The organism is Streptomyces hawaiiensis (assembly GCF_004803895.1).
Classification (GTDB): Bacteria; Actinomycetota; Actinomycetes; order Streptomycetales; family Streptomycetaceae; genus Streptomyces; species Streptomyces hawaiiensis.
Genome location: NZ_CP021978.1, coordinates 435548 through 459053, shown reverse-complemented (window position 1 = coordinate 459053; position 23506 = coordinate 435548). Strand labels below are relative to the sequence as shown.

General features: G+C 72.5%; 23 protein-coding genes and 1 pseudogene. 11 read left to right on the top strand and 13 right to left on the bottom strand.

The window, feature by feature from the left end; translation table 11 throughout:
* Positions 1 to 5: 5 nt before the first annotated feature.
* Complete coding sequence (locus tag CEB94_RS02170; RefSeq protein WP_175430525.1) at positions 6 to 683, bottom strand: nucleotidyltransferase family protein; 678 nt, start codon at positions 681 to 683, stop codon at positions 6 to 8.
* Between the two features lie 241 nt (positions 684 to 924).
* Complete coding sequence (locus CEB94_RS02165; RefSeq protein ID WP_175430524.1) at positions 925 to 1080, bottom strand: hypothetical protein; 156 nt, start codon at positions 1078 to 1080, stop codon at positions 925 to 927.
* A gap of 54 nt (positions 1081 to 1134) precedes the next feature.
* Here CEB94_RS02165 and CEB94_RS02160 point away from each other — a divergent pair, with 54 nt between their 5' ends.
* The 3 genes from CEB94_RS02160 to CEB94_RS02150 all read left to right on the top strand — a co-directional run bounded on the left by CEB94_RS02160 (position 1135) and on the right by CEB94_RS02150 (position 6378).
* Positions 1135 to 1344 (top strand): hypothetical protein, encoded by a 210-nt coding sequence (locus CEB94_RS02160; RefSeq protein WP_175430523.1) that lies wholly within the window; start codon positions 1135 to 1137, stop codon positions 1342 to 1344.
* An 86-nt stretch (positions 1345 to 1430) separates the two neighbouring features.
* Complete coding sequence (locus tag CEB94_RS02155; protein WP_246111685.1) at positions 1431 to 2033, top strand: hypothetical protein; 603 nt, start codon at positions 1431 to 1433, stop codon at positions 2031 to 2033.
* A gap of 16 nt (positions 2034 to 2049) precedes the next feature.
* Positions 2050 to 6378, top strand: a complete 4329-nt coding sequence (locus tag CEB94_RS02150) for a cation-translocating P-type ATPase (protein WP_175430522.1) — start codon at positions 2050 to 2052, stop codon at positions 6376 to 6378.
* 66 nt (positions 6379 to 6444) lie between these two features.
* Here CEB94_RS02150 and CEB94_RS02145 read toward each other — a convergent pair whose 3' ends face one another.
* Positions 6445 to 6894, bottom strand: coding sequence for an SRPBCC family protein (locus tag CEB94_RS02145; protein ID WP_175430521.1), 450 nt, complete (start codon positions 6892 to 6894; stop codon positions 6445 to 6447).
* 148 nt (positions 6895 to 7042) lie between these two features.
* Between CEB94_RS02145 and CEB94_RS02140 the strand changes: the two genes are divergently transcribed.
* From CEB94_RS02140 to CEB94_RS02130, 3 genes are all read left to right on the top strand, one after another.
* Positions 7043 to 7486, top strand: coding sequence for a phage holin family protein (locus CEB94_RS02140; RefSeq protein ID WP_175430520.1), 444 nt, complete (start codon positions 7043 to 7045; stop codon positions 7484 to 7486).
* Entirely contained in the window at positions 7483 to 7914 is a 432-nt protein-coding gene (locus CEB94_RS02135; protein WP_175430519.1) for a DUF3618 domain-containing protein, read from the top strand. The genes CEB94_RS02140 and CEB94_RS02135 overlap by 4 nt, the downstream gene beginning before the upstream one ends.
* Before the next feature lie 67 nt (positions 7915 to 7981).
* Positions 7982 to 8434 carry a flavodoxin family protein gene (locus CEB94_RS02130; RefSeq protein ID WP_175430518.1) on the top strand — a complete coding sequence of 151 codons (453 nt, stop codon included), beginning with the start codon at positions 7982 to 7984 and terminating at the stop codon, positions 8432 to 8434.
* Positions 8435 to 8449: 15 nt separating this feature from the next.
* Here CEB94_RS02130 and CEB94_RS02125 read toward each other — a convergent pair whose 3' ends face one another.
* Positions 8450 to 9622 (bottom strand): YihY/virulence factor BrkB family protein, encoded by a 1173-nt coding sequence (locus tag CEB94_RS02125; RefSeq protein WP_425472533.1) that lies wholly within the window; start codon positions 9620 to 9622, stop codon positions 8450 to 8452.
* 113 nt (positions 9623 to 9735) lie between these two features.
* On the opposite strand from CEB94_RS02125, the gene CEB94_RS02120 reads away from it, so the two are divergent.
* The 4 genes from CEB94_RS02120 to CEB94_RS02105 all read left to right on the top strand — a co-directional run bounded on the left by CEB94_RS02120 (position 9736) and on the right by CEB94_RS02105 (position 14405).
* On the top strand, positions 9736 to 10368 hold the full coding sequence (locus tag CEB94_RS02120; protein ID WP_175430516.1) for a GNAT family N-acetyltransferase: 633 nt from the start codon (positions 9736 to 9738) through the stop codon (positions 10366 to 10368).
* A gap of 144 nt (positions 10369 to 10512) precedes the next feature.
* Positions 10513 to 11193 carry a lytic polysaccharide monooxygenase auxiliary activity family 9 protein gene (locus CEB94_RS02115; protein WP_175430515.1) on the top strand — a complete coding sequence of 227 codons (681 nt, stop codon included), beginning with the start codon at positions 10513 to 10515 and terminating at the stop codon, positions 11191 to 11193.
* A gap of 252 nt (positions 11194 to 11445) precedes the next feature.
* Positions 11446 to 13464 (top strand): DUF1996 domain-containing protein, encoded by a 2019-nt coding sequence (locus CEB94_RS02110; protein ID WP_246112120.1) that lies wholly within the window; start codon positions 11446 to 11448, stop codon positions 13462 to 13464.
* Positions 13465 to 13640: 176 nt separating this feature from the next.
* Complete coding sequence (locus CEB94_RS02105) at positions 13641 to 14405, top strand: sulfite exporter TauE/SafE family protein (protein ID WP_175430513.1); 765 nt, start codon at positions 13641 to 13643, stop codon at positions 14403 to 14405.
* Between the two features lie 80 nt (positions 14406 to 14485).
* Here CEB94_RS02105 and CEB94_RS02100 read toward each other — a convergent pair whose 3' ends face one another.
* The 8 genes and pseudogenes from CEB94_RS02100 to CEB94_RS02065 form a co-directional block, all read right to left on the bottom strand.
* The gene (locus tag CEB94_RS02100; protein WP_175430512.1) at positions 14486 to 15265 is read right to left on the bottom strand and encodes a YsnF/AvaK domain-containing protein; all 780 of its coding nucleotides are present in this window, start codon (positions 15263 to 15265) and stop codon (positions 14486 to 14488) included.
* A 56-nt stretch (positions 15266 to 15321) separates the two neighbouring features.
* Positions 15322 to 15789, bottom strand: coding sequence for an SPW repeat protein (locus tag CEB94_RS02095; protein WP_175430511.1), 468 nt, complete (start codon positions 15787 to 15789; stop codon positions 15322 to 15324).
* 109 nt (positions 15790 to 15898) lie between these two features.
* Positions 15899 to 16603: a DUF3618 domain-containing protein gene (locus CEB94_RS02090; protein WP_175430510.1), complete on the bottom strand. Its 705-nt coding sequence runs from the start codon at positions 16601 to 16603 to the stop codon at positions 15899 to 15901.
* Positions 16579 to 17013: a phage holin family protein gene (locus CEB94_RS02085; RefSeq protein WP_175430509.1), complete on the bottom strand. Its 435-nt coding sequence runs from the start codon at positions 17011 to 17013 to the stop codon at positions 16579 to 16581. The genes CEB94_RS02090 and CEB94_RS02085 overlap by 25 nt, the downstream gene beginning before the upstream one ends.
* Positions 17014 to 17610 (bottom strand): hypothetical protein, encoded by a 597-nt coding sequence (locus tag CEB94_RS02080; RefSeq protein WP_175430508.1) that lies wholly within the window; start codon positions 17608 to 17610, stop codon positions 17014 to 17016.
* A 288-nt stretch (positions 17611 to 17898) separates the two neighbouring features.
* Complete coding sequence (locus CEB94_RS02075; protein ID WP_175430507.1) at positions 17899 to 20154, bottom strand: MMPL family transporter; 2256 nt, start codon at positions 20152 to 20154, stop codon at positions 17899 to 17901.
* A 60-nt stretch (positions 20155 to 20214) separates the two neighbouring features.
* Positions 20215 to 21176 (bottom strand): annotated as a pseudogene (locus CEB94_RS02070) (DMT family transporter).
* Between the two features lie 89 nt (positions 21177 to 21265).
* Positions 21266 to 22087 carry a chitosanase gene (locus tag CEB94_RS02065; protein WP_281292490.1) on the bottom strand — a complete coding sequence of 274 codons (822 nt, stop codon included), beginning with the start codon at positions 22085 to 22087 and terminating at the stop codon, positions 21266 to 21268.
* Between the two features lie 263 nt (positions 22088 to 22350).
* On the opposite strand from CEB94_RS02065, the gene CEB94_RS02060 reads away from it, so the two are divergent.
* Positions 22351 to 22533 (top strand): hypothetical protein, encoded by a 183-nt coding sequence (locus tag CEB94_RS02060; RefSeq protein WP_102912459.1) that lies wholly within the window; start codon positions 22351 to 22353, stop codon positions 22531 to 22533.
* A 42-nt stretch (positions 22534 to 22575) separates the two neighbouring features.
* Here CEB94_RS02060 and CEB94_RS02055 read toward each other — a convergent pair whose 3' ends face one another.
* Complete coding sequence (locus CEB94_RS02055; RefSeq protein ID WP_246111683.1) at positions 22576 to 23310, bottom strand: ankyrin repeat domain-containing protein; 735 nt, start codon at positions 23308 to 23310, stop codon at positions 22576 to 22578.
* Between the last annotated feature and the right edge of the window lie 196 nt (positions 23311 to 23506).

The window sequence follows — 23506 nt, the reverse complement described above, 5'->3', positions numbered from 1 at the left end:
CTCCTTCAGATGACGTTCAGGCGCTCCAGGAGGAAGAAGAAGGCCGCGGGCATCGGCGCGTCCCCGCACTCGCGCCGCACCTTCTCCCAGTCGACCTTCTCCCGCAGGGCGCGCGCGATGGGCAGGGCCGCCCCGAAGTCGCAGTGGTGCTCGGAGAACGCGGCGGTCAGGCTCCACAACAGATCCGTCGGGGCCAGCACGGGCATGCGCACGGAGTCGACCGACAGTTCCTCCGCCCGCTCCAGCATGTCCGCGCCGACCGGCCGGTGCGCCAGTTCGAAGATGATGTCGACCGGCTGGCCAAAACACGTGGCCTTGATCAGCCAGTCCTCCGGCGGGGTGTAGACCGTCAGCCCGGCCTCGTGGAGCGTGGCCGCCACCGCTTCCGCGTCCTCGGGGCGGATCGCGAAGTCGACGTCGTGCTGCAGGTTCTTCTCACCGCCGTGGGCGTACGCGGCCACACTGCCGGCCAGTGCGAACAGGTGCCCCTCGCGCTTCAGCAGGGCGCCGACCTGCTTGGCCGCCTCCAGAAGCGCCTGGTTGCGGTCCTGGGGGAGTTCCTGCAGCGGCTGGTCCGCCTGCGGGTCCTGTGGTGGCGCGGGCTCGTCCCCGTCCGGTGCCGTCCGGAGGTCGGGGATCCCCGGTCGCCGGACGAGCGTCGCGTCATCACCGTTCTGCGTCATGACCACTCCTTCGCCGAACCGGACACGCCGTTCCCGTGCGGTGTCCGGACCCGTGACGGCCTGTTTGCCTGCACTGAGTACCCGGCGCTCCCGTCCCGACACGGACGGCTTCCGAAGGGCGGCGGCCCCGTCTCTCACCGGCCGGGCCGGTGCGCCACCACGGCGTTCCCCCCCGGCCGCTGACGGTCGCGTCCCGCCCGGGCAGCCCCGCGGCGCCCGCCGCCCGCAGGGGCAGCCACCGTCAGCCGCACCCGTCGGACGTGGCGCCCCGGCTGATCGCCGTGAGGGTGACGGTGACCTCGCCGTCCCGGCGCCGGGGGTCACGCACGATGTCGCGCCCCTCCCCAGCCGGTTCGGCACCGGCCCGCGCGGCGCCCGGGTGGCGGCGCCCGCGCACCCTCGCGAGCCTGATACGGCGGCCGCCCGGCCGCCGCCCGGAGGAGGAGCCCCCATGCGCAAGCTGCCGTACGCCGTGCTCACCGCCCTGGTCGTGTCCGTGCTCGCCGGGCCCGCCCACGCCGCCGCCCTGCCGACGGACGTCACCGCGAGCCAGTGCATCGCCGGCGGCGGGTCGGTCGTCATCTCCGCCGTGGGTGACGGCTCGCAGGCGTTCACCAAGCGCTGCATGGGCGGAGTCCACGACGGTGCGACCGTCCTCTGACACCCCGGCCCCACCGGACCCGGCCGAACAAGACAAGCGCATAACTCACCAAAGGCGGAATATGGGGCAAAAGCCTGGGAAACCGGATGAAGCCGCTGGACAACGCGCTTGTGGAGGTCGACATGAACCAGGAGACACCACGTTCGCCCGATCTTCCGCAGCCGTTGCGGGCCGTGGCCTCGGGCCTCAGGCACCTGCCGGGTGCGGAGCAGATCGGCAAGGTGGCCACCGACGCGCTGGACAGGATCGGAGCGGTCTCGCCGCGCGGCCGCCGGATGGCCGTCTACGCCGGTGCCGGCGTGCTCGGCGTGGCCGGAGTCGTGGAGTGGCCGGTGGCCGTGACCGGCGCGGCCGTCGCCTGGCTGACCCAGCCGCGCCCCGGCGAGCGACCCGACGGCGCGTCACCGAACGGCGCACCACAGTCCGGCAGGACCGGTGAACACCGCTCCCCGCAGGACGGGCCGGACGACCAGGACACCTCCTCGTACGGCCCCGGCGGCAGACTCGCCGCGTCCCACTACCGGCACGAGCGGCCGGACCAGCACGTCCACGAACAGCCCGCCAAGGTCGGCGACACCGCCACCGCCTCCGCCCTGAAGCAGGTCGCCGAGGCCACCGCCCACCACCCGCACGGCGAGGAGCCGGACCAGGCCCCCCGGCCCGGACACGACAGCCGCCCCACCGGCTGAGTCGGGACAGCAGCACATGTTCACACGCTTCGACGTCGCCCCGCTCGTCGGGGCCGTGGCCGGGGCCGCCGCAGGCGCCGCCCGCAGCACCGCCCAGTCGGTGACGTCCGTCTACGACACCACGCGCCGCGTCCGCAACGTCGCGCGCAACGCCCTGACCGGCGAACAGCACTGGAAGGCCGGGCAGCGCCTCCACCTCGCGCTGCGGCACTCCGACGGCGACGCCGGAGCGATCGCCCACAAGGTCGCCGAGGAACTGGTCGAGCACCCGGACGTCCTCATGGCGTACTGGGACGGGGGACTGGCCCGCCTGGTGGTCACCGTTGCCGAGGACGCCGCCACCGACCGCGTCACCGAGCGGGCCACCGTGCTCGCCGCCCGCCTCGGCCTGGACGAGGGCGCCGACCCGAACCTCCGGGACACCAGCCACCCCGGCGACCCCGCCGAGGTGCGCGTCACCGCGGCGGCGATCCTGCTGGACGCCGCCGGCGCGGCCGGCGCCCTGGCCGGTCGGTCCCTGCGACTGCCGCCCACCTCACGCGTCATCACCGCCACCGTCACGCTGCTGCGCGAGAACCCCCGCTTCCGGGCCCTGCTCCGCGAGCGGTTCGGCACGTCCGGCATGGAACTCGTCCTCGCCGCCGCCAACGCCGCCGCCCACGGCATCGGCCAGACCCCGCTGGCGCTCGTGCTCGACGGCATCCTGCGCGGCAACCAGCTGACCGAGGCGGTGGCCAGGGCCGCGGCCTTCGAGGCGCTGCACGACGACGTCTGCCACCACAGGCGCACCAGCCTGCCCTGCCCCGCGGACACCCGGCCGCCGCTCAAGGTGACGCCCGCCGCGGAATACGCCTCCCATGCCAGCACCGGCAGCCTCGCCGGCGCCGCCGCCACCCTCCTCGTCACGCACAGCGCGACGGACGCGGCCGAAGCGGTTCTCGCCGGATCCCCGAAGGCGGCCCGGTACGGACCGGCCGCCTTCGGCGCGACCCTCGGCACCTTCCTCGCGCACGCCGGGATCCTCCTGCGCGACGGGGAGCGCCTGCGGCAGCTGGAGATCGCCGACGCCCTCGTCCTGCACGCCGACGCCCTGCGCAGCCTGCGCCAGGACGACACCGACGACGGCCTGCCCGACGACCCGGTCCACCCCTTCGCCGAGGCCGTCCTGGACGCCGCCCGCCGGGCAGGACTGCACGTCGTCATCGCGGGCGGCTCCGACCTGAAGGACATCACCCGGCTGGCCGACGAGGTCGCCCCGAGCGCCGAGCCGTTCGGAGACGTCGTACGGACCCTTCAGGACGAGGGGCACGTGGTCGTGACCGTCGCCCGCCTGGACGAGTCCGGCGACGGGCACGTCGCGGCCGGACTGCCCGCCGGTGACGTGGCCATCGCCCTCACCGACGGACGGGCCGCCGTCTCCTGGGGCGTCGACGCGCTGGCCCCCGGCGGCCTCGCCGACGTCTGGCGGCTGCTCACGGCCATCCCCGCGGCCCGGCGCGTCGGACGCCGCTCGCAGACCCTGGCCCGAGCCGGCGCGGCCCTCTCCGGGCTCCTCGTCGCCCGCGGCGGGCAACCCCCGGGCGGGCGCCTCCTGTGGCCCCTCACCCGGCACGCCCCCGTCAACATCGCCGCCGTCAACGCCCTGATCACCGGCTGGCTCGAAGCCGTCCGTGTCGCCCGGGCCACCCCGCCCCAGCCCCGCCTGCACATCCCCTGGCACGCCCTGGAACCCCACGAGGCCCGGGACCGGCTGGGACGCGCCGACCGCGACGGCGAGCCCCGCGGACTCGCCCTGCTCGCCGACCGCTCACGACAGCAGGCCGCACGCCTGACCCGGCACCCCGCCATCGCCCCCGCCCGCTGGACGTGGCAGGCGGCCGGCGCCGTACGCCGCGAACTCGACGACCCGCTCACACCCGTCCTCGCCACCGGCGCCGTCGCCTCGGCACTGCTCGGCTCGGTCGTCGACGCGCTGCTCGTCGTCGGCGCCATGGACCTCAACGCCGTGACCGGCGGGCTACAGCGGCTGCGCGCCGAACAGGCCCTGGCCCGGCTCGCCGCCCGGCAGCAGCCCAAAGCCCGCAAGCAGGACAGCCGCAAACGCACGGTCACCGTCGACGCCGCCCGGCTGCGGCCCGGCGACGAGATCAGTCTCGGCGCCGGCGACGTCGTCCCCGCCGACGCCCGGCTGCTGGACGTCGACGGCCTGGAGGTCGACGAGTCGGCGCTCACCGGCGAGTCCCTGCCCGTGGCCAAGGCCGTCGACGCCACCCCCGGCCTGCCGGTGGCGCAGCGCACCTGCATGGTCTTCGAGGGCACCACCGTGGTGGCCGGACGAGCCACCGCCCTCGTCGTGAACACCGGCGACCAGACCGAGGCGGGCCGGGCCGTCACGCTCGCCGCCCGCACCCCGCCGCCCGCCGGCGTCCAGGCCCGGCTCCAGGAACTGACCCGCAAGGCCCTGCCGGTCACCTTCACCGGCGGCGCGGCCGTGACCGGGCTGTCCCTGCTGCGCGGCAGCCCCGTCCGACGCGCCGTCAGCGGCGGCGTCGCGGTCGCCGTCGCCGCCGTACCCGAAGGCCTGCCGCTCGTCGCGACCGTCGCGCAGATGGCCGCGGCCCGCCGGCTGTCCCGGCGCGGCGTCCTGGTCCGCACCCCGCGCACCCTGGAGGCGCTCGGCCGGGTCGACACCGTCTGCTTCGACAAGACCGGCACCCTCACCGAGAACAAACTCCGCCTGGTCCGTGTCGCCGCCGCCGACGGCACCGTCGTCGCCACCGACACCGAACAGGCCGCACCGATCGTGCGCCTGGCCGCGCGCGCCTGCCCGCAGGAGGAGACCGGGCAGGGCCGCCGCGTCGCGCACGCCACCGACGAGGCCGTCCTCGACGTCGCCCCGCCCGACGAGGGCTGGGTACCCACCGGTGAACTGCCCTTCGAGACCCGCCGGGGCTACGCCGCCGCGGCCGGCCGGGACGGCGACCCGGACAGGGGCGAACTCCTCGTCGTCAAGGGGGCCCCCGAGACGATCCTGCCCGCCTGCCGGGACCTCCCCGGCCACGCCTGGGACACCGCCCACGAACTGGCCGGGCAAGGGCTGCGCGTCCTCGCCGTCGCCCGCCGCCCCTGCCGGGCCGACGACGCCGAAACCGAACTCGACGCGCCGCTCGCGGACCTGGAGTTCAGCGGCTTCGTCGCCCTGGCCGACGTCCCGCGCGACACCTCGCACGCCCTGCTCGCGGAACTGCGCCGCTCCGGCATCCTGCCCGTCATGCTCACCGGCGACCACCCGGAGACCGCCCGCGCCATCGCCCTGCAACTGGGCTGGCCGGAAGAGACCGAAGCCGTGACCGGTGACGAACTCGTCGCCATGGAGCGCCGCGAACGCGTGCGGGTGCTGCGCGGCGCGGGCGTCATCGCCCGGGTCGCACCCGAGCAGAAGCTGCACGTCGTCGAGGCCCTGCAACAGGCCGGTCGAGTCGTGGCGATGGCCGGCGACGGTGCCAACGACGCCGCCGCCATCCGCGCCGCCGACGTCGGGGTCGGCGTCGAGTCCCGCGGCTCCGCGGCCGCCCGCAACGCCGCCGACCTCGTACTCACCACCGGCGACCTGTCCGTGCTCGTGGACGCGGTCGCCGAGGGCCGCGCCCTGTGGCGCAGCGTCGCCGACGCGGTGAGCATCCTCATCGGCGGCAACGCCGGCGAGGTCGGCTTCAGCGTCCTCGGCACCCTGCTCGCCGGCGCCTCACCCCTGTCGACCCGTCAGCTGCTGCTGGTCAACCTGCTCACCGACATGTTCCCGGCCATGGCCGTCGCGGTCACACCCAGCAGCGACCCCTCGACCGCGGAACACGCCGCGACCGGCCCGATGGGCCTCGACGTCCTCGGCGCGCCCCTGCTGCGCTCCATCCGCCGCCGCGGCATCACCACCTGCTTCGGCGCGGTCGCGGCGTACATCATCGGCCGCCTCACCCCCGGCACCGAACGCCGGTCCACCACCATGGCCCTGTGCGGCGTGGTCGGCGCCCAGCTCGTGCAGACCCTCTCCGGGCGGCGCCACAGCACCCTGGTGTGGGTCACGGCCCTCGGCTCGGCCGCCGTTCTGGCCGCCCTCGTCCAGACCCCCGGCGTCAGCCACTTCTTCGGCTGCACCCCGCTCGGCCCCGTCGCCTGGGCCGGCGTCGCCCTGGCCATCGCCCTGTCGGCCCTGGCCCCCCGCCTGGAGCGCCTCCAGGCGGTCCACACCCTCTACGACGGAGCGGCACGACTCGCCCTGCGCCTGAACGACCTGAGCCGGCAGGCCCGGGAGCTCTTCCGGAGCGGGATCGCCGCCCCGGTGGCGTAGCGGGCGCACACAGCAGGAGGCCGCCACCACCACATGCAGTGGTGGTGGCGGCCTCCTCACGTCCGGTCAGACCTCGCCGCGCCAGGCGCCCGTCTCCGCCCCGCGGGCCTCCATGAACTCCTTGAACCGCTTCAGATCACCGGAGACCTGCCGCGTCACGAACCCGAGCTTGTCGCCCACGGTCTCGGCCACACCACTGGGGTCGAAGTCCATCTGCAGCATGACCTTGGTCGTGTCCTCCTGGATCCGGTGGAACGTCACCACACCGGCCTGCCGCGCCTCGCCGCCCACGGTGGTCCAGGCGACCCGCTCGTCCGGGACCTGCTCGGTGATCTCCGCGTCGAACTCCCGCTTCTGTCCGCCGACCTTCGTCACCCAGTGCGTGAGGGTGTCGGTGCGCTGCTCGATGCGCTCGACGCCGTCCATGAACTCGGGGAAGGACTCGAACTGCGTCCACTGGTTGTACGCGGTGTGCACCGGCACGCGGACCTCGATGGATTCCTCTACCTGCGACAAGGCGATACCTCTCTTTCTCGTACGTGAGCGGCGGACGGGTACCAGATCTCGCGCCGCTCACTCATCGTCATCGCGAGTTGTCCGACCAGGTGTCTTTTCCGCTCTCGCTGGTACCCGGCCCGCACCTACGGACCGGGAGGTGATCGCCATGACGGACACGCACCGCACGGCCCCTGCCGCTCCCCGCACGGGGAGCGCGCCGGCGGCCGGGGAAGAGCCCGTGAGCGAGCTGGTGCAGCGGGCCACCGAGCAACTGACCGACCTGGTGCGCGGCGAGATGCGCCTCGCTCAGGCGGAGATGACCGAGAAGGGCAAACGCTTCGGTAAGGGCGGCGGCCTGTTCGGCGGAGCCGGCGTACTCGGCTTCGTCACCCTGCAGGCCCTGGTCGCCACGGTGATCGCCGCCCTGGCCGTACCGCTGCCGGTCTGGGCGGCGGCGCTGATCGTCACGGGCGTACTGGCCGTCGCCACGGGCCTGACGGCGCTGGCCGGCCGCAAACAGGTGCGCAGCGCCACCCCGCCCGCCCCGCAGCGGACCATCGACAGCGTGAAGGCCGACGTGGCCGAGATCAAGGAGAGTGCACAGCGATGACCCAGCCTCCGCACGACGAGCCGAGCGCCCGCAGCCAGGAGGAACTGCGCGCGCAGGTCGAGCAGACCCGCCACGAACTCGGCGACACCGTCCAGGAACTGGCGGACCGGGCCGACGTCAAGACCCGCGCCCGTGAGAAGGCCGTCGCGGTCAGGGAACAGGCCGGGGTCAAGGCCGAGGAATGGGGCGGGCAGGCCAGGACCAAGGCCGCGCACGTGGCCCACATCGTCGAGGAGAAGCTGCCCGAGCCGGTGAAGCAGAAGGGCGCCGCCGCCGCTCAGGGCGCGAAGGAGAAGGCCGCACAGGCCGAACAGGTCTGGCAGGACAAGGCTCCGCAGCAGGTGCGCGACCACCGGGCCGCGCTGCTGGCGGGCGCCGGTGCCGTCCTCGTGGCCTGCCTGCTGATCCGCCGTCGCGGCAACCGCTGAGCGTCGGCGACACCCGGCCCCCGCCGCCGCTTGCGGTGACGGGGGCCCAGGCGGCAAGGTCGGTGCCGTGGCCACCTTGCTGATCGTCCATCACACGCCCTCGCCCCACTGCCAGGCGATGTTCGAAGCCGTCGTCTCCGGGGCGACGGACCCCGACATCGAGGACGTGCGGGTCGTCCGCGTGCCCGCGCTGTCCGCCACCGCCTCCGACGTCCTCGCCGCCGACGGCTTCCTCCTCGGCACTCCCGCGAACCTCGGCTACATGTCCGGTGCCCTCAAGCACTTCTTCGACCAGGTCTACTACCCGTGCCTGGACGCCACCCGCGGGCATCCCTTCGGCTACTGGGTGCACGGCGGCAACGACGTCACCGGAGCGGTGCGCGGGATCGAGTCGGTGACGACCGGCCTCGGCTGGCGTCGCACCGCCGAGGCCGTGACCGTGACCGGCGAGCCGGACAAGGGCGACCTCCAGCGGTGCTGGGAACTGGGCGCGACGGTCGCCGCCGGACTCATGGGCTGAACCGTCCGGCCCCCGTCAGGTCTCGTCCAGTCGGCGCCGGTCCTGCTCGTCCCACTTCGTGGTGTCGCGCGGCTGGGTGTACGGCTCGGCCTCGGGCGGATGACCGCCGGCGATGGCCCGCTGCCGCACCGTCTCCGCGTCGAACTCCAGACCCAGCAGGATCGCCAGATTGGTGATCCACAGCCACACCAGGAAGACGATGACGCCGGCCATGGTGCCGTAGGTCTTGTTGTACGAGGCGAAGTTGGCCACGTAGAACGCGAAACCGGCGGAGGCGATCAACCAGATCAGCAGGGCGATCAGACTGCCCGGCGTGATCCAGCGAAAGCCCTTCACCTTGGCGTTCGGGGTCGCCCAGTACAGGATCGCGATCATGGTCGTCACCAGCAGGACCAGAACGGGCCACTTCGCGATCGACCACACCGTCAGCGCGGTGTCGCCGATCCCCAGAGTCGTCCCGACCTGTCGGGCCAGCCCACCCGTGAAGACCACGATCACCGCACTGATCACGGCCATCACGAGCAGCACGACTGTCACGGCGACCCGCACCGGCAGCAGTTTCCACACCGGCCGGCCCTCGGGCATGTCGTAGACGGCGTTGGCCGAGCGGATGAACGCGGCCACGTAGCCGGACGCCGACCACACCGCCAGCACCAGACCGACGATCGCCATCAGCGAGCCGATGCCGGCGTTGCCCTGCAACTGCTCGACGGCCCGGGTGATGATGTCGCGGGCCGAGCCGGGGGCCAGTTGCTGGACGTTCTCGAGCACCTTGTCCGTGGTCGACTTGCCGGTGAGGCCCAGTATCGACACCAGCACCAGGAGTGCGGGGAACAGCGCCAGCACGCCGTAGTAGGTCAGGGCGGCTGCCCGGTCGGTCAGCTCGTCGTCCTTGAACTCCCGCAGGCTGCCCTTCAGCACCGCGCCCCACGACTTCCGGGGCAGGTCGGACGGCGTGTCCGGCGCCGCACGCTCCACCTCGGGGCTCGGCCCGGGCTCCTCGGAAGCGGAGGCGGGGGTTTCCCGGCGTTCCTCCTCCGGAGTCTCCCGGCGTTCCGTCTCCGGAGTCTCCCGGCGTTCCGTCTCCGGCGTTTCCCGGCGTTCCCCCTCGATCCCCGGGCGTGGGCTCTCCCGAGGTGGGGTTTCAGTCTCGTGATGTTCTTTTCGTCCCGGAATATGCAGCTTCACCATGTGAGCCGGGTAACCCCGGGCGGGACCCTTAAGCCGCGCTGCTTCGAGCTGGGCTTGAACTGGGCTCAATGGGGTTGAGGGAGCGCTCCCACCACGTGCACGATGCCGTCATGACCACAGCGCCCGTCATCCGCCCGTACCGCCCCGAGGACCGGCCCGCCCTCGACGACATCTGCATCCGCACCGCCCATGACGGGGGCGACAGCCGCCCCCACTACTCGGACCCGGGCATCTTCCCGGCGACCTTCGCGGCGCCGTACGTCCATCTGGAGCCGGACCTGGCTTTCGTGCTGGACGACGGGCGGGGGCAGGCGGTCGGCTACATCCTCGGCGCGGCCGACACCCCGCGCTTCGCCGAAGCCTTCCGCACCGCATGGCTGCCCCTGGTCGCCGGCCGCTACCCGGAGCCGCCCCGGCCGCCGCGCACCCCGGACGAGGCGATCGCGGGCCTGCTGCACCACCCCGAACGGATGGTGCTGCCGGAACTGGCCGCCCACCCCGCGCACCTGCACATCGACCTGCTGCCCGAATGGCAGGGCCGCGGTTACGGACGCCGCCTGATGCGGACGCTGCTGCAGGCCCTTCAGGACGGGGGAGTCCCGGCCGTCCACCTGGCCATGGCGACCGCCAACACCCGGGCCCGGGCCTTCTACGACCGCATGGGCTTCGAGGAGATCGACGTACCCGAGCCGGGTGCGGCCACCTACCTGGGACGCACCACGAAGGAACTCGACCGGCTCTGACCGACACGGAAGTGGCGCAATCACACATTGCCGACCCGGGCCATCGGGTGCAATGTGCAAGATGGGAGCGCTCCCACTTCGAAAGATGATCGAAAGTACGAGGACTGAACGCACGGCAACCCCCACATCCGAAAGAGAGAGATCATGAATTGTCATGGTCATGATGTAAGACTCCCCGGTCTCACATCCCGTCTGACGCTAGCCCTGAGCGTGCTGCTCGCCGCACTGCTCAGCCTGATCCCCTGGAGCGGCACCGCCGTCGCCCACGGCTCGGTCGTCGACCCGGCCTCGCGCAACTACGGCTGCTGGCTGCGCTGGGGGAGCGACTTCCAGAACCCGGAGATGGCCCGTCTCGACCCCATGTGCTGGCAGGCGTGGCAGGACAACCCCAACGCCATGTGGAACTGGAACGGCCTGTACCGCAACGGCTCCGGCGGGAACTTCCAGGCCGTCGTCCCCAACGGCCAGCTGTGCAGCGGCGGCCGGACCGAGGGCGGCCGGTACAACTCCCTCGACACGGTCGGAGCCTGGAAGACGACGGACATCACCGGCAACTTCACCGTGAAGCTGTACGACCAGGCCAGTCACGGCGCCGACTACTTCCTGGTGTACGTCACGCGGCAGGGCTTCGACCTCGCCACCCAGCCGCTGACCTGGAACGACCTCCAGCTCGTCAAGCGCACCGGCAGGTACGCGCCCAGCCAGAACTACGAGATTCCCGTGAGTACTTCGGGGCTGAGTGGCCGGCACGTCGTGTACACGATCTGGCAGGCCTCGCACATGGACCAGACCTACTTCCTGTGCAGTGACGTGAACTTCCGCTGACCTGCGCGTCCCCGCCGGGCGGTGCGTCCGGCGGGGCTCGGGCCGGCCCGGGCTGCATGAGAATTCCCCGAAAGTTTTCGAGGTGAGTGAACACACCGGTGCTCCCGTACGTATGGGGCGAGGGGATTTTCATGCCCGGCACGCCACAAGCGCAGGAGAGCACCCTTGGGACGCAACACGCGAAGACGCCCTACCGGCCCACGACGCGCGACCTTCGCCGCATTCGCACTGATCCTGGGCGGCGGCGGCCTGATGGCCGCGAACGTCTACGCCTCCGCCACGGACGGCGGTTCGGGCGGTGAGTCCGCCCAGACGCGGTCCGGCGCGGGGGAACGGACCGCGGGCGCCACGATCGACTGCCCGGACGTCGGCGGCAAGCTGACCTCGGTTCCCGAGCAGGCGCGGGGGGAGGTCGACAAGGAACTCGCCCTCCTGGACGAGCAGATCGCCAACGCCTATCAGCGGCTGAGCGAATCGGCACAACAGGTGCGGCAGGATCCCGGCTTCGCCGGCAACGCGATCGTGAACCCGCTGAAGGAGAAGCGGACCGCGACCCTCGAACGCATCGCGATCGCCATCGACCGCGTGGGGGACCGCCCCCAGGGGCTCGAAGCCCTCGCCGCCTGCACCGTGGAGGACGGCAACCAGGCTCCCGCGCAGGGCGAAGGCCAGGACGGCGGTGGCGCCGAGCAGCCCGGCCAGGAGCAGGGCAACGGCCAGGGCCAGGGCCAGGGCGCCAACGGCGGACAGGCGGGCAACGGCCCCGTCGCCGCCGACTTCGCGGACATCAAGAGCGTCCAGCCCAACGTGAACGACCCCCGCCAGAAGGGCAACGCGTCCCGCGGCTCCTTCGCCACCAGTTGCGGAGTGAACGACAACGGCCTGTTCAACTCCGACAACATCATCGCCGCCCCGGGCGTCACCAACGGCGCCCACCACTTCCACGACTACGTCGGCAACCAGGCCAACAACGCCTTCGCCAGCGACCAGGACCTCGCGAACGCCGAGACCAGCTGCGACGACCAGGGCGACAAGTCGTCGTACTACTGGCCCGTCGTACGCCTGCAGAACGGCACCCAGGAGCAGGACGCCGACAAGCCCGGCGGCGGCATCGAGGGCAACGCCGGCGAGATCGTCACGCCGAAGCAGGTCACGCTGACGTTCGTCGGCAACCCGCGCGAGAAGGTCGCGGCCATGCCGCGGCTGCTGCGCATCATCACCGGCGACGCCAAGTCGTTCGTCAACGGCCCCGCCAACGCCAACGCCTCCTGGAGCTGCACCGGCTTCGAGGACCGGCAGCTGAAGGACAAGTACCCGCTGTGCCCGCAGGGCAGCGACGTCGTGCGGACCTTCAAGTTCCAGAGCTGCTGGGACGGGCGCAACATCGACAGCGCCAACCACCGCACCCACGTGGCGTTCGCGGACGCCGCCGGCACCTGCCCGTCCGGCTTCCGCCCCATCCCGCAGCTGGTCCAGCGCATCGTCTACGACATCGACGCGCCGAGCCTGAACGACGGCGGCCGTACGACACCGCTGTTCGCGGTCGACTCCTTCCCGGAGCAGCTGCACAAGCCGGTCACGGACCACGGCGACTTCATCAACATCTTCGACGAGAAGCTGATGGGGGAGATGGTCGACTGCATCAACGACGGCCGCACGTGCGGCGCCGGAGCGGGCGGCGGGCAGACCCCGGCACCCGGCGAGGAGCCCCAGGAGGAACCGACGAACACCCCTGAGGCCCCGCAGGAGCAGCCGACCAAGACGCCCGAGGCTCCTCAGGAGGAGCCGACGAAGACCCCGGAGGCCCCACAGGAGGAGCCGACGCAGACGCCCGGCGCCCCGCAGAGCGGCAACGGCGGCGGGAAGCCCGGTGACAAGGGCGACGGCGGTGACGACGGCAGGGGTGAGGCTGCGAAGCCCCCGGCGGACAAGCCGGCCCCCGAACCGGAGCCCGGCGACGCGTCCACGGCTCCCGGCGACGCCGGGCCCGAGGTGAAGGCGACCTCCTCTGCCGACGGCGGCAACGCCGCGGAGCAGGACGGCGGTTCGAAGGGCGGCGACGGCCAGGACACGGACGGCCTCGGCCAGTCCCAGGCCGTCGGCACGGCGACCAGTGCCGCGCCGACCCCCTCGGTCCCGTCCCGGACCGAGCCGCAGGCGGTCGGCGAGGGCGGCCTGGCCGACACCGGAGCCCAGCTCTGGCCGGCCGCGGCCGGCGCCGTCCTGGTCATCGCGGGCTTCGTCGTCCTGCGCCGGGTGCGGCGCGGCTAGGAGCCACGCCCGGGCGTGAGCCACGAACGGCGGCGGGGTCCCACCGGACCCCGCCGCCGTTCCGCGTGCCGGGCCCAGGCCGTACCCCGGCACCCTTCGACGGCCGCCGAAGCACCCACCCTCTAGCGTGACCCCATGAACCTCACCTGGAACGGCGCACGCGGCGGAGCGGCAGCGTGACGCCGTGGGAGATGACCGCCGTGCTGGCCGCCGGCACGGGCGCCGGGGCCGTCAACGCCGTCGTCGGCTCGGGGACGCTGATCACCTTTCCGGTCCTGCTGGCCACCGGACTGCCCCCGGTCACGGCCACGGTGTCGAACGGGCTCGGCCTGGTCCCCGGTTCCATCACCGCGGCCGTCGGCTACCGCGAGGAACTGCGCGGCCAGGGCAGGCGCGTCCTCCTGCTCGGCATCGGTGCCGTGCTGGGCGGCCTCGCGGGCGCCGTGCTGCTGCTGACCCTGCCCGCGTCGGCGTTCGAACGGATCGTGCCGGTCCTGGTGGGTCTCGCGCTCGTCCTGGTCGCGTGCCAGCCCTGGATCGCGAAGAGGGTGCGCCGCCGCCGCGCGTCGGGCGGTCCCGTCCGCCGCGACGGCGGCCCGCTGCTGTTCGCCGGGCTGACGCTCGCCAGCGTCTACGGCGGCTACTTCTCCGCCGCGCAGGGCATCATCTACGTCTCCCTGATGGGCATGCTGCTCGACGAGACGCTCCAGCGGCTCAACGCCGTGAAGAACGTGCTGGCGGCCGTCGTCAACACCGTCGCCGCCCTGCTGTTCCTGTTCTTCGCCCACTTCGACTGGACGGCCGTCGTGCTCATCGCCGCCGGATCAGCGCTCGGCGGCCTGATCGGAGCCAGAACGGGCCGCCGCTTCAGCCCCGCTGTTCTGCGGACCCTGATCGTGTCGGTCGGCACCCTCGCCCTCGTCCACCTGGTGCTCCGCTGACGGGCTCGTCCGACCGGCGCGTTCGCGGGGCGCCCGGCCGGGAGGGCCGTCGGTCCTCCCACCCGGGCGCCCGGTACGGATCAGGGGCGGCGCCGCTGGTCCCCCTGCTCGTCGGTTCCCTCTGAATCGATGCGTTCCTTGCGGACCTCGCCGGTGACGGTCTCCTCCTCCGTGACCTCTTCCGTGCTCAGGCGGACCCGCTCCTTCGGCACAGCCCTGGTCTCCACCACGGGCTCTTCCTCGTAGAGGGTGACGTCGTGTTCCGCCTCGGTGATGTCCGGACCGGTCATCGCCCTGTCCCGGTTGGTGTCGCTGACCGGCTCGCGCTCGACGCGGACCTCTTCGTGGCGTACGGGCACGGTGTACTGCTGCTCTTCGGTGACGACGTACTTGTGCAGCCGTGCCCGGCCGGCCTCGCGGCGTTCGACACCGACGTGCATTTCCTCCTCGGACCGCGTCATCGCGTCGTCGGCGGTGCCGGTGGTGCCGGTGGTGCCGGTGGCCTGGCCGGTGCCGGAACGCGGGTCCTGCCAGGCGGCGTTCCAGTCGATGCCGTAATACTGGTACAGGCGCTCCTCCTCCTGCTCGGACAGGTGGCCGCCGGCGTCTATGTCGACGTTGGGCGCGTCCTTGACCTGGTCCTTGGCGAACGGCACCTCGAGGTGGTCCTCGACGAAGGCCGCGTCGTGGATGGGCACGAAGGACTCGTTGGTGCCGAACAGGCCGGTCCGTACGCTGACCCACTCGGGCTCGCCGGTGACGTCGTCGAAGAAGACGTGCCTGGCATCGCCGATCTTGTCGCCCCTGGCGTCATGGACCGGGTGGTCCAGCACGGTGGGGATCTGCTCTCGGGTGATCATGTGCACTCCTGAACTCTTGATGGACAGGTCCCGGTCGACCGGCCGGGGTGGCGGAATCAGCGGTCGGCTCCGCCGAATCCGCCCCCGCGCGCGCCCTGTCCGTCCTTCGCGGAGCGCATGGCTCCCGCGGTGGCGGCGAGGGCGAGCAGCAGGGCGATGACGCCCGTGATGATGTTGTTGACGACCGTGCGGGTGGTGTCGACATTGCCTGCCACCACCCATGGCGCGACGACCGTCCACACGCCCAGGGCGCACGCGGCCCACGCCATGCTGTGCGTGCGGTCGTAGGCACGGCCGAAGCCGCCGCTCATCAGCAGGGCGTAGCCGATGCCTGTGATGAGGTTGGTGACGGCCAGCCGGGCGAAGCCGCCGCCGTTGAATCCCACGATCCAGGGGGAGGCCGCGAGGTAGAGGCCCGTGAGCAGGGCCAGCGTCTCCACCATCTGCGCCCGGGGGGTTGTCGTGGCGCGCTCGGCCAGCGTGTGACGCTGGCGCATGTCGAGGATGTCGGGGTGGGTTTCCATGGTCGACCCGGAGCTGGGTGACGTCACTGCAATCGCCTCCGGAGACAGGGGGTCCGTTCTTGGTCGTGCCGGTTTCCGAGTACGGCAGGTCAGGCGGGCTGGGGGATGCCTACGGTCCGGGGCTGCGGGTCTGCCCGCGTGTCTCCTCGGCCGTGGTCTGGGCGGACTGACGGGCCTGGTCGGTGACCTGCCCGGCCTGTTCCCGGGCCTGTTCCTTGGTGGCGCGGGCGGCTTCGGAGGCGGTGTCCTTGACCTCCTGGGCGGCCTGGCGGCCGGCCTGGGTGGCGTCCTCCTTGAGGTGCTGGGCGGACTCCAACGCGGCCTGTTTCACCGGCTCGACGGCCTGCCCGGCCCGCTGTGCGGCCTGTTCCTCGGCCTGCGAGGTGGGCAGCAGTGAGGCGGTCAGCAGTCCGGCGCCGAAGGCGATCAGGCCGGCCGCCAGCGGGTTGCCCTGGGTCTGCCGCATCGCCTGCTCCGGTGCCTGCCGTGCCGCCTCACCCGCCTGCCCGGCGGCCTGACGAGCGGTGCCGGTGACCTTCCCGGCGGCCTGACGCGCGGTGTCCGCGGCCTGGCCGGTGGTGTCCTGCAGCGACTGGGCGGCCTGCTGTGTGCGGTCGGCGCTCTGGCCGGTGATCTCCGTGGCGCTGCCCATCACGCGCTCCCTGACCCCGTGCAGCGCGCCGCGGACGCGCCGGGTGCGACGCCGTACCATCCGGCGGGGGCGGGCGCGGTCGGCCAGCCGGGAGACGTCCTCGGACAGTCTCTCCCGCGTGGATTCGATGTCGGCCCTTATCTGGTCGGGTGCCGTGCCCATTGCATGTCCTCCTTCAGCGTCTGCATGGTCTGCTCCGGCTTCGGCGACACGGTGCGCATCTGCGCGCGGCCCCGGCGGTAGAGGACCAGGCCGATCACCGCCCATATCGCGGTGACGATCAGCGCGGCCCATCCCGGGTCCATGACGTTGGCCAGGGCGAACATCGCCGCCAGGGTCAGAAAGACGGCCACCATGTAGCCGGCGAACCCGGCGCCGCCGAACATCCCGGCGGCCTTGCCCGCCTTGGTGGCCTCTTCCCGGATCTCGGCCTTGGCCAGTTCCGCCTCCTGGTGCAGCAGCTGCTGCACGTCCGACGTCACCGTCGACAGCAGTTCCCCCACCGAGCTGTCCTCCTGCCCGCGGTGCTTCGGGGCGTGGCGCTGCGGGGCGTGTGGCGTGAGCGACGACATCTATGCCTCCCCGTGACCCGGCAGCCCCGGCGGCGCCGCGTCCCCGGGCAGGCTCTGCGGGCCGGAGGTGCGCGGCTGCGCCGACGGGTTCGAGCCGGAACCGTCGGCCTTGCCGCCGGCCTTGGCGAGCCGTCCGACGGCGAACCCGGCCAGTACCGCCCCGCCGAGGAAGGCGCCGGGCCGGCGGCGGGCGAAGTCCTGCAGGTCGCCGACCAGGCCGCCCACGCCCCGCGTGTCCAGGTAGTCGGCGGCACGGTGACCGCGGTCGGCCGCCTGTGTCACGAGGCTCTTGGCGGGTGAATCCGTGTCGGCGCCGTCCGCGAGACCGGACAGGTCGTCCGCCCACTGCCGCATCACCTGTGCTCCGCGTCGCGCCTGGCTCTCGGCCTCCTCGGTGACCCGTGTCCGCAGGTCACCGGCCATCGCGCCGGCCTGTGCCCGGGCCTCACCGGTTACGGCTCTGACCTGGTCGGTGGCCGTGCCGACGACCTCACCGGCCCCTTCTCTGGCCTGCCCGGCCGTGGCCGACGCCTCCTGCTTCGCCGTCTGTCCGGCCTGCTGAGCACGACTGGTGCTCGCATTCGCCATCTCGCTCATGGGTCCTCTCCCTCAGGCACCGCCCGTGGATTTCGATCTCGTCAGGAACCGGTCCGCGCGCGGCGACGGCAGACGCCGTCCACCACCGCGCTTCGGCGCGTCCGGCCGGCTGCCGGGGGCTCGCCGCCGGCACTTCGTACTCCGGCGTTCGTCCCACACGCACCCTCCTCGATTAACCACACCCGCCAGGCCAAAACAGCAAAAATGGGACTTTTCGGGTCGAGGGGTTCAGGGTGATGTGTGCAGCCGCCTCAAACAGCCGATACCGCAAGGGAGTTGGAGCGCGCCTCAGTGGGCCGCCGAGCCTGCCCCGGCCTGTGCTCCTTCGGCGTCGATGTGCGGCAGGGCCCGGTCCAGCCACCGCGGCATCCACCAGGCGTGCCGCCCGAGCAGTGTCATCACGGCCGGCACCATGAGCAGGCGTACGACGGTCGCGTCGATGAGCACGCTGACGGCCAGCCCCAGGCCGAGCATCTTGACCACGATGTTGTCGCTGACGATGAACGCCGCGAACACGCTCACCATGATCAGCGCGGCGCAGGTGATGACCCGGGCCGTGATCTCCAGGGCATGGGCCACGGAGGCCTTGGCGTCCCCGGTGCGCAGCCATGCCTCGTGGACGCGGGAGAGCAGGAAGATCTCGTAGTCCATGCTGAGGCCGAAGATGATGGCGAACATCATCATCGGCACATAGCTCTCGATGGGCACCGTGCCGTTGACGCCGAGCGCGGGACCGCCCCAGCCCCACTGGAACACCGCGACGACCACACCGTAGGAGGCGGCGATCGACAGGACGTTCAGGACGGCCGCCTTGACGGCGACGAGCAGCCCCCGGAACACGGCCAGGATGATCAGGAACGCCAGGCCGACCACGACGAGGATGATCACGACCAGCCGGGAGGCGACGATGTCGAGGAAGTCGACCTGGGCCGCCGTCGTACCGGTGACATAGCCCTTGGCGTCCGTGCCCTGAACCGCGTCCGGCAGCGTGTGGTCGACCAGACGATTGGTCAGGTCCGTGGTCGTGGCGCTCTGCGGGGACCGCGTCGAGTAGACGGTGCCGACCAGGACATCGCCGTCCTGTGTGGGGGTCAGGGGGGTGACGACGGCGGCTCCCTGGACCGAGTCGAGCGACTGCTGGGCCTTCGAGGCCAGGCCGGAACGCTGCGAGCTCGGCACGTCGGTCTGGTCGATGACGACGGTGAGCGGTCCGTTGGACCCGGGCCCGAACGCGTCGGTCATCAGGTCGTAGGCCCGCCGGTCGGTGAAGGACGTCGGATCGGCGCCGTCGCCGACGTGGCCGAGCTGGATGGAGAGCACGGGGATCGCGAGCACCACGACCACGGCGACACCCGCCGACAGGAACCACAGCGGTCGGTGCTCGACCCGCTGCGCGTACCGGTGCCAGGTGCCCTGCGGTGTCTCGCCCGCCGCGGTCTCGGCGACGGGACGGCGCACCCGGTAGCGGTCGATGCGGCGGCCGACGAGTCCGAGCAGGGCCGGGACCAGGGTGAGCGCGCCGACGACGGCCGAGACGACGGTGACCGCGGCGGCGAGCCCGAGCAGACCGATGAACCCGACCCCGGAGGCCGACAGGCCCGCGAGCGCGACGATCACCGTGCAGCCGGAGACGAGGACGGCGTGACCGCTGGTGGCCGCGGCCTGCCCGGCGGCCCGTACCGGGTCCGCGCCGTCGGCGAGGTTCTGCCGATGGCGGGTGATCATGAACAGGGCGTAGTCGATCCCGACGCCGAGCCCGATCATGGTGGCCAGGGTCGGGGAGACCGTCGCGAAGGTGAACGCGGCGGCCAGCAGGCCGAGCAGCGCCAGACCGCCGACGATGCTGATGAGCGCGGTGAGCAGCGGGACGACGGCGGCGATGACACTCCCGAACCCGACCAGCAGCACGATGACGGCCACGGCGAAACCGATCAGCTCGCTCACCCGGTCGTCGGCGTCAGGCCGGGCGAGTTCGCCGAGCGGCCCGCCGTACTCGACCTGCGCACCGGCCGACCGCAGCGACTGCACGGCACTGTCGACCCCGTTCAGATAGTCGTCGCCGAGCGTCGAGGGCTGCACGTCGAACCGGACGGTGATGTACGCCGTCTTCTGGTCGTCGGACAGCGGCCCGACGTTCTGCTGCTGCGACTGCCCCGAGGACGACCCCGGCGCGGACAGCGGGTTCTGGGCCGACAGGACGTGCGGCAGCTTCTCCAGGTCGGCGACCGTGGCCGAGACCTGGGAACTCAGCGCGGTCAGGGCCTGCCGGTCGTCGTGCAGCACGATCTGGCTGCTGTAGCCGCCGGCTTGCGGATCGTGCGCCTTCAGCACGTCCAGGCCCTTCTGGGACTGCGCCTGGGGCAGGGAGAAGTTGTCGGAGTACTCCCCGCCGGCCACCCGGCTGACGACCTGCAATGCCACCAGCGCCACCAGCCAGGTGATGATGACGATCGCGAAGTGGCGTGCGCACCATTCGCCCAGCCGCCGCAGCACGCCCCCACGCGCGGCCTTCTGGTCCTCTTCACCGGTGCGGCTGTGCGGCATGGACGTCGTCTCCTGTGTCGGCCGGGAGGTGCGATGCCGTCCCATTAGAGGCGCGCCGGATCACTCCGGCGTTCCAGGCACGCGGGCTCCACGGGACTCCGGGCGCCCGTTCCCCCGAAAGGCCCGACCCCGTGAACGGCTCTCACGCCCCGCCCGCCTCAGCGCTCCCGATCCGAGCGCCACACCGAGCCCCACCAGCGCGCTGCCCGCCCCCTGCGCCGGTCCGTAGGAGCCCGTGCCGACGAGCGGTGCGGTGCAGGCCGCCGCCACCGGGATGAGGCCGGAGAACAGGGTGGCGCGTTCCGCGCCGATCCGCTGCATGCCCATGTACCAGCACACGAATCCGACCACGGTGACGACCACCGCCTGCCACAGCAGCGCGGCCGTCTCGACGCTGTCCGGACGCCGCAGCCAGCCGGCGCCGTCGACGAGCAGCCCGACCGCCGCCGACTCCAGCGCGGCGATCGCGCACACCGTGGCGGACAGCAGCCGGGGGCCGAGCGGCCGCAGTACGGGAACCGCGAGCACGGCGAATCCGACCTCCCCGGCCAGGGCGCACACGGAGAAGGCGATGCCCGTGGCGTCCGCGCGCCCCCAGCCCTGAACCGTGAAGGCGCCGACGGCCACGAGCAACGCCCCGTACAGCACCGCCCGTTGGGGCCTGCGCCCGTCCAGCAGGGGCACGAGCACGGCGACGGCCACCGGCGCGCAGCCCACGAACACCCCGGGCACCGCCGGTTCCGCCGTGCGCTCGGCGGCGATGACGGCCAGGTTGAAGCCGACCATGCCGACCGCCGCGAGCAGGGCGAGACGGCCCCACTGACGGGGCGTCAGGGATCGCAGCCGGCCGGCGGCGCCCTTCCCGGCCACCGGGACCAGCAGCAGGCAGGCCAGCCCGTAGCGCAGGAACTGGCCACCCGCGTAGGGTAGTCGCCCAGGAGGCTGTTGGCGGTGAAGGACCCTCCGACGAGGACGCAGGCGAGCGCGGCGAGCAGGGCCCCGCGCGTGGTCGTGGTGTTCATACGGGCGACGCTAGGCAGCCGGGCGGCCCGGCAAGGAGTCCACTTCCATGCCTGCTTGGTGGACCGATTCCCGGCCGGGCCGGTGGCGGTCAGCCGATGTGGTAGCTGTCGCCGTAGACCTTCCAGTCCAGCGGCGGGTTCAGGTCGAGGTCGCGCCGGCGCAGGAAGACGCGCTGCGCCGTGTCGACCCGGCTCGTGTCGCTGTGCGCCTCCTCCTGCTTCATGGCCCACACCCGTGCGTCCAGGAAGGCGTCGAGGTACGTCACCTCGTCACCGCCTTGCGCCGGTGGCTTCGCCGTCCTCAGGGCCCGCCCGCGGATGTTGCCAAAGCTCAGGGGATCGCCCCCGTCGCCGTGCATGACGATGGCGTCGTAGTAGGCGAACTGGCCCAGCACGCGCAGCCCGTCCGCCTTCCCCTGCCGCACCGCCGGGCCGAAGTACACCCGGTCGCGCTCGTCGTCCTGGGCGCGCCGGAACTCGGCGTCACGTGCCGCCCGGCGCCAGTCGCCGGGGAAGCCCGGGTCGAGCCCGTCGTGCGAGTCGGAGCCGTCGACCTGGCGCAGGGCCGGCAGGTACTTCGCGAGGACGTTGCCGGGCTTGCGGTCGGCGTAGAGCTCGACGAGGTCCAGCATGTCGCCGGTGCCGGAGCAGAACCCGATGATGCCGGCGGTGTAGCCCCGGCCGTCGCCGATGTCCTCGATGTACTGGTACTGCGCCTTCCAGTCGAGAGAGGAGTTCTCCGCGCTCGACACGAGTTGCATGGCGATCTCCTTCTTCGCCGGGTCGTCGAGCCCGATCGCGCGCACGGACGCCGTGGCGTGCGGCGGGTTCGGCAACGGGGTGGCCGCGAGGGCCGCGCCGAACAGCGCCAGGACGGTGCGGCGGCTAGCGGGGGCCGAGAGGTGTCTCACGGTGCCTCCAAGCAGAGTGGGGGGTTGGAAGAGCCGGCCGTGCAGAACTGATAGGAAGGTTTCCTATCACCGAGAGGCCACAAGTGGAACCGTCGAGTGGAAAGTTCGTACGGGTGAGCACATGCACGCTCGCCGGGCACCGGCGGCAGCGCGACTTGCGCGGCTGAGCCGCGCGGCGGGAACCATGAGCCCCTCTCGCACGTCAACTCATTGCCCACCAAGGGCCGAACGGTCGGACCGACCAGCCGGAGAGGGGAATCGCCGTGGACGAGGCGACGTCGCAGCAGGGGAGCGAGGCGGAGGGCGCCGCCCGCCGGGCCCGCTTCGGGGCACTGCCGGAGCCGGTGCGCGTGGAGGACATGGTCGAGGAGCGGGCGGCCAGCGTGCCCGACCCGGCGCGCACCGCGTACAACCAGGACGAATGGCTCGTGCGCTACTGCCTGTGAGGCGTCCCGCCCGGGCGGGACGCCGGGGCCTGTCGTTTCACATCAGGCCCCGGGCGCGGCTCTCGCGCCCAGGTCGCGCAGCCATCGCACGACGTCGTCGGCGTCCTGGGCGCGGGCGATGTCGAGCGGGGTCATGCCGTCATAGCCGCACCAGTCGGGATCGGCGCCGCGTTGGTGGAGGTACTGCGCGGTGGGCAGGTGCCCGCCGTGGCAGGCGCCCCAGAAGGCGCTGGTGATCTCGTCAGGTGACGGCGGCTCGTCCGCCTCGACGCATGCCCGGACCCGGTCGAGCAGACCGAGCGTGGCGGCGTCCTGGAGGGTGACGCGGGCGCCGTGCTCGACGAGCCGGTGGGCGGCGCGCCACTGGCCGAACCCCCGGGCGTCGGCGAGCGGGGTGCCACCGCCGATCACCGCCCCGGGCGCTTCGATGTCGGCCCCGGCCGCGATGAGCGCGTCCAGGACGGGCACATCGTTGCTGCTCGCGGCCCAGTGCAGCGGCGTCTCGGCATGCGCCCCGATGAAGCGGGCCCGGGGATCGGCCCCGGCGGCGACAAGAGCCGCGACCACCTCGGGGCCCCTGGGGAAGTGACCGGGCCAGTCGGTCGCGATGTGCAGCAGACCGCGCGTGCCCTTGCCGTCCTCGCCCTGCTCGGTGATGCGTGCGGTGGCGAGACCGGGGTGGCCGGCGAGCAGCTGCCGCAGCCCCGGCAGATCCCCGGCCCGGATCGCCTCCGTGACGGCGACGGCCAGCGGGTCGTGCGATGTCAGCGTCTGCAAACCGGCCTCCCGTTGCCGCCAGGGCTCCCGATTCTGCCAGCCGGCGTCCGCGTACACGGCCATCCGCATGAAACGGCCGGACCACCGCCCCCGGCAACCCTGCCGCCGCGCCCAGGACCCTGAACATTCAGCGGCAAACCGGGCACCCGTCCCGACGACATGCCCACACGCTCCGCCAGGCGTAGCGTCCGGGTAG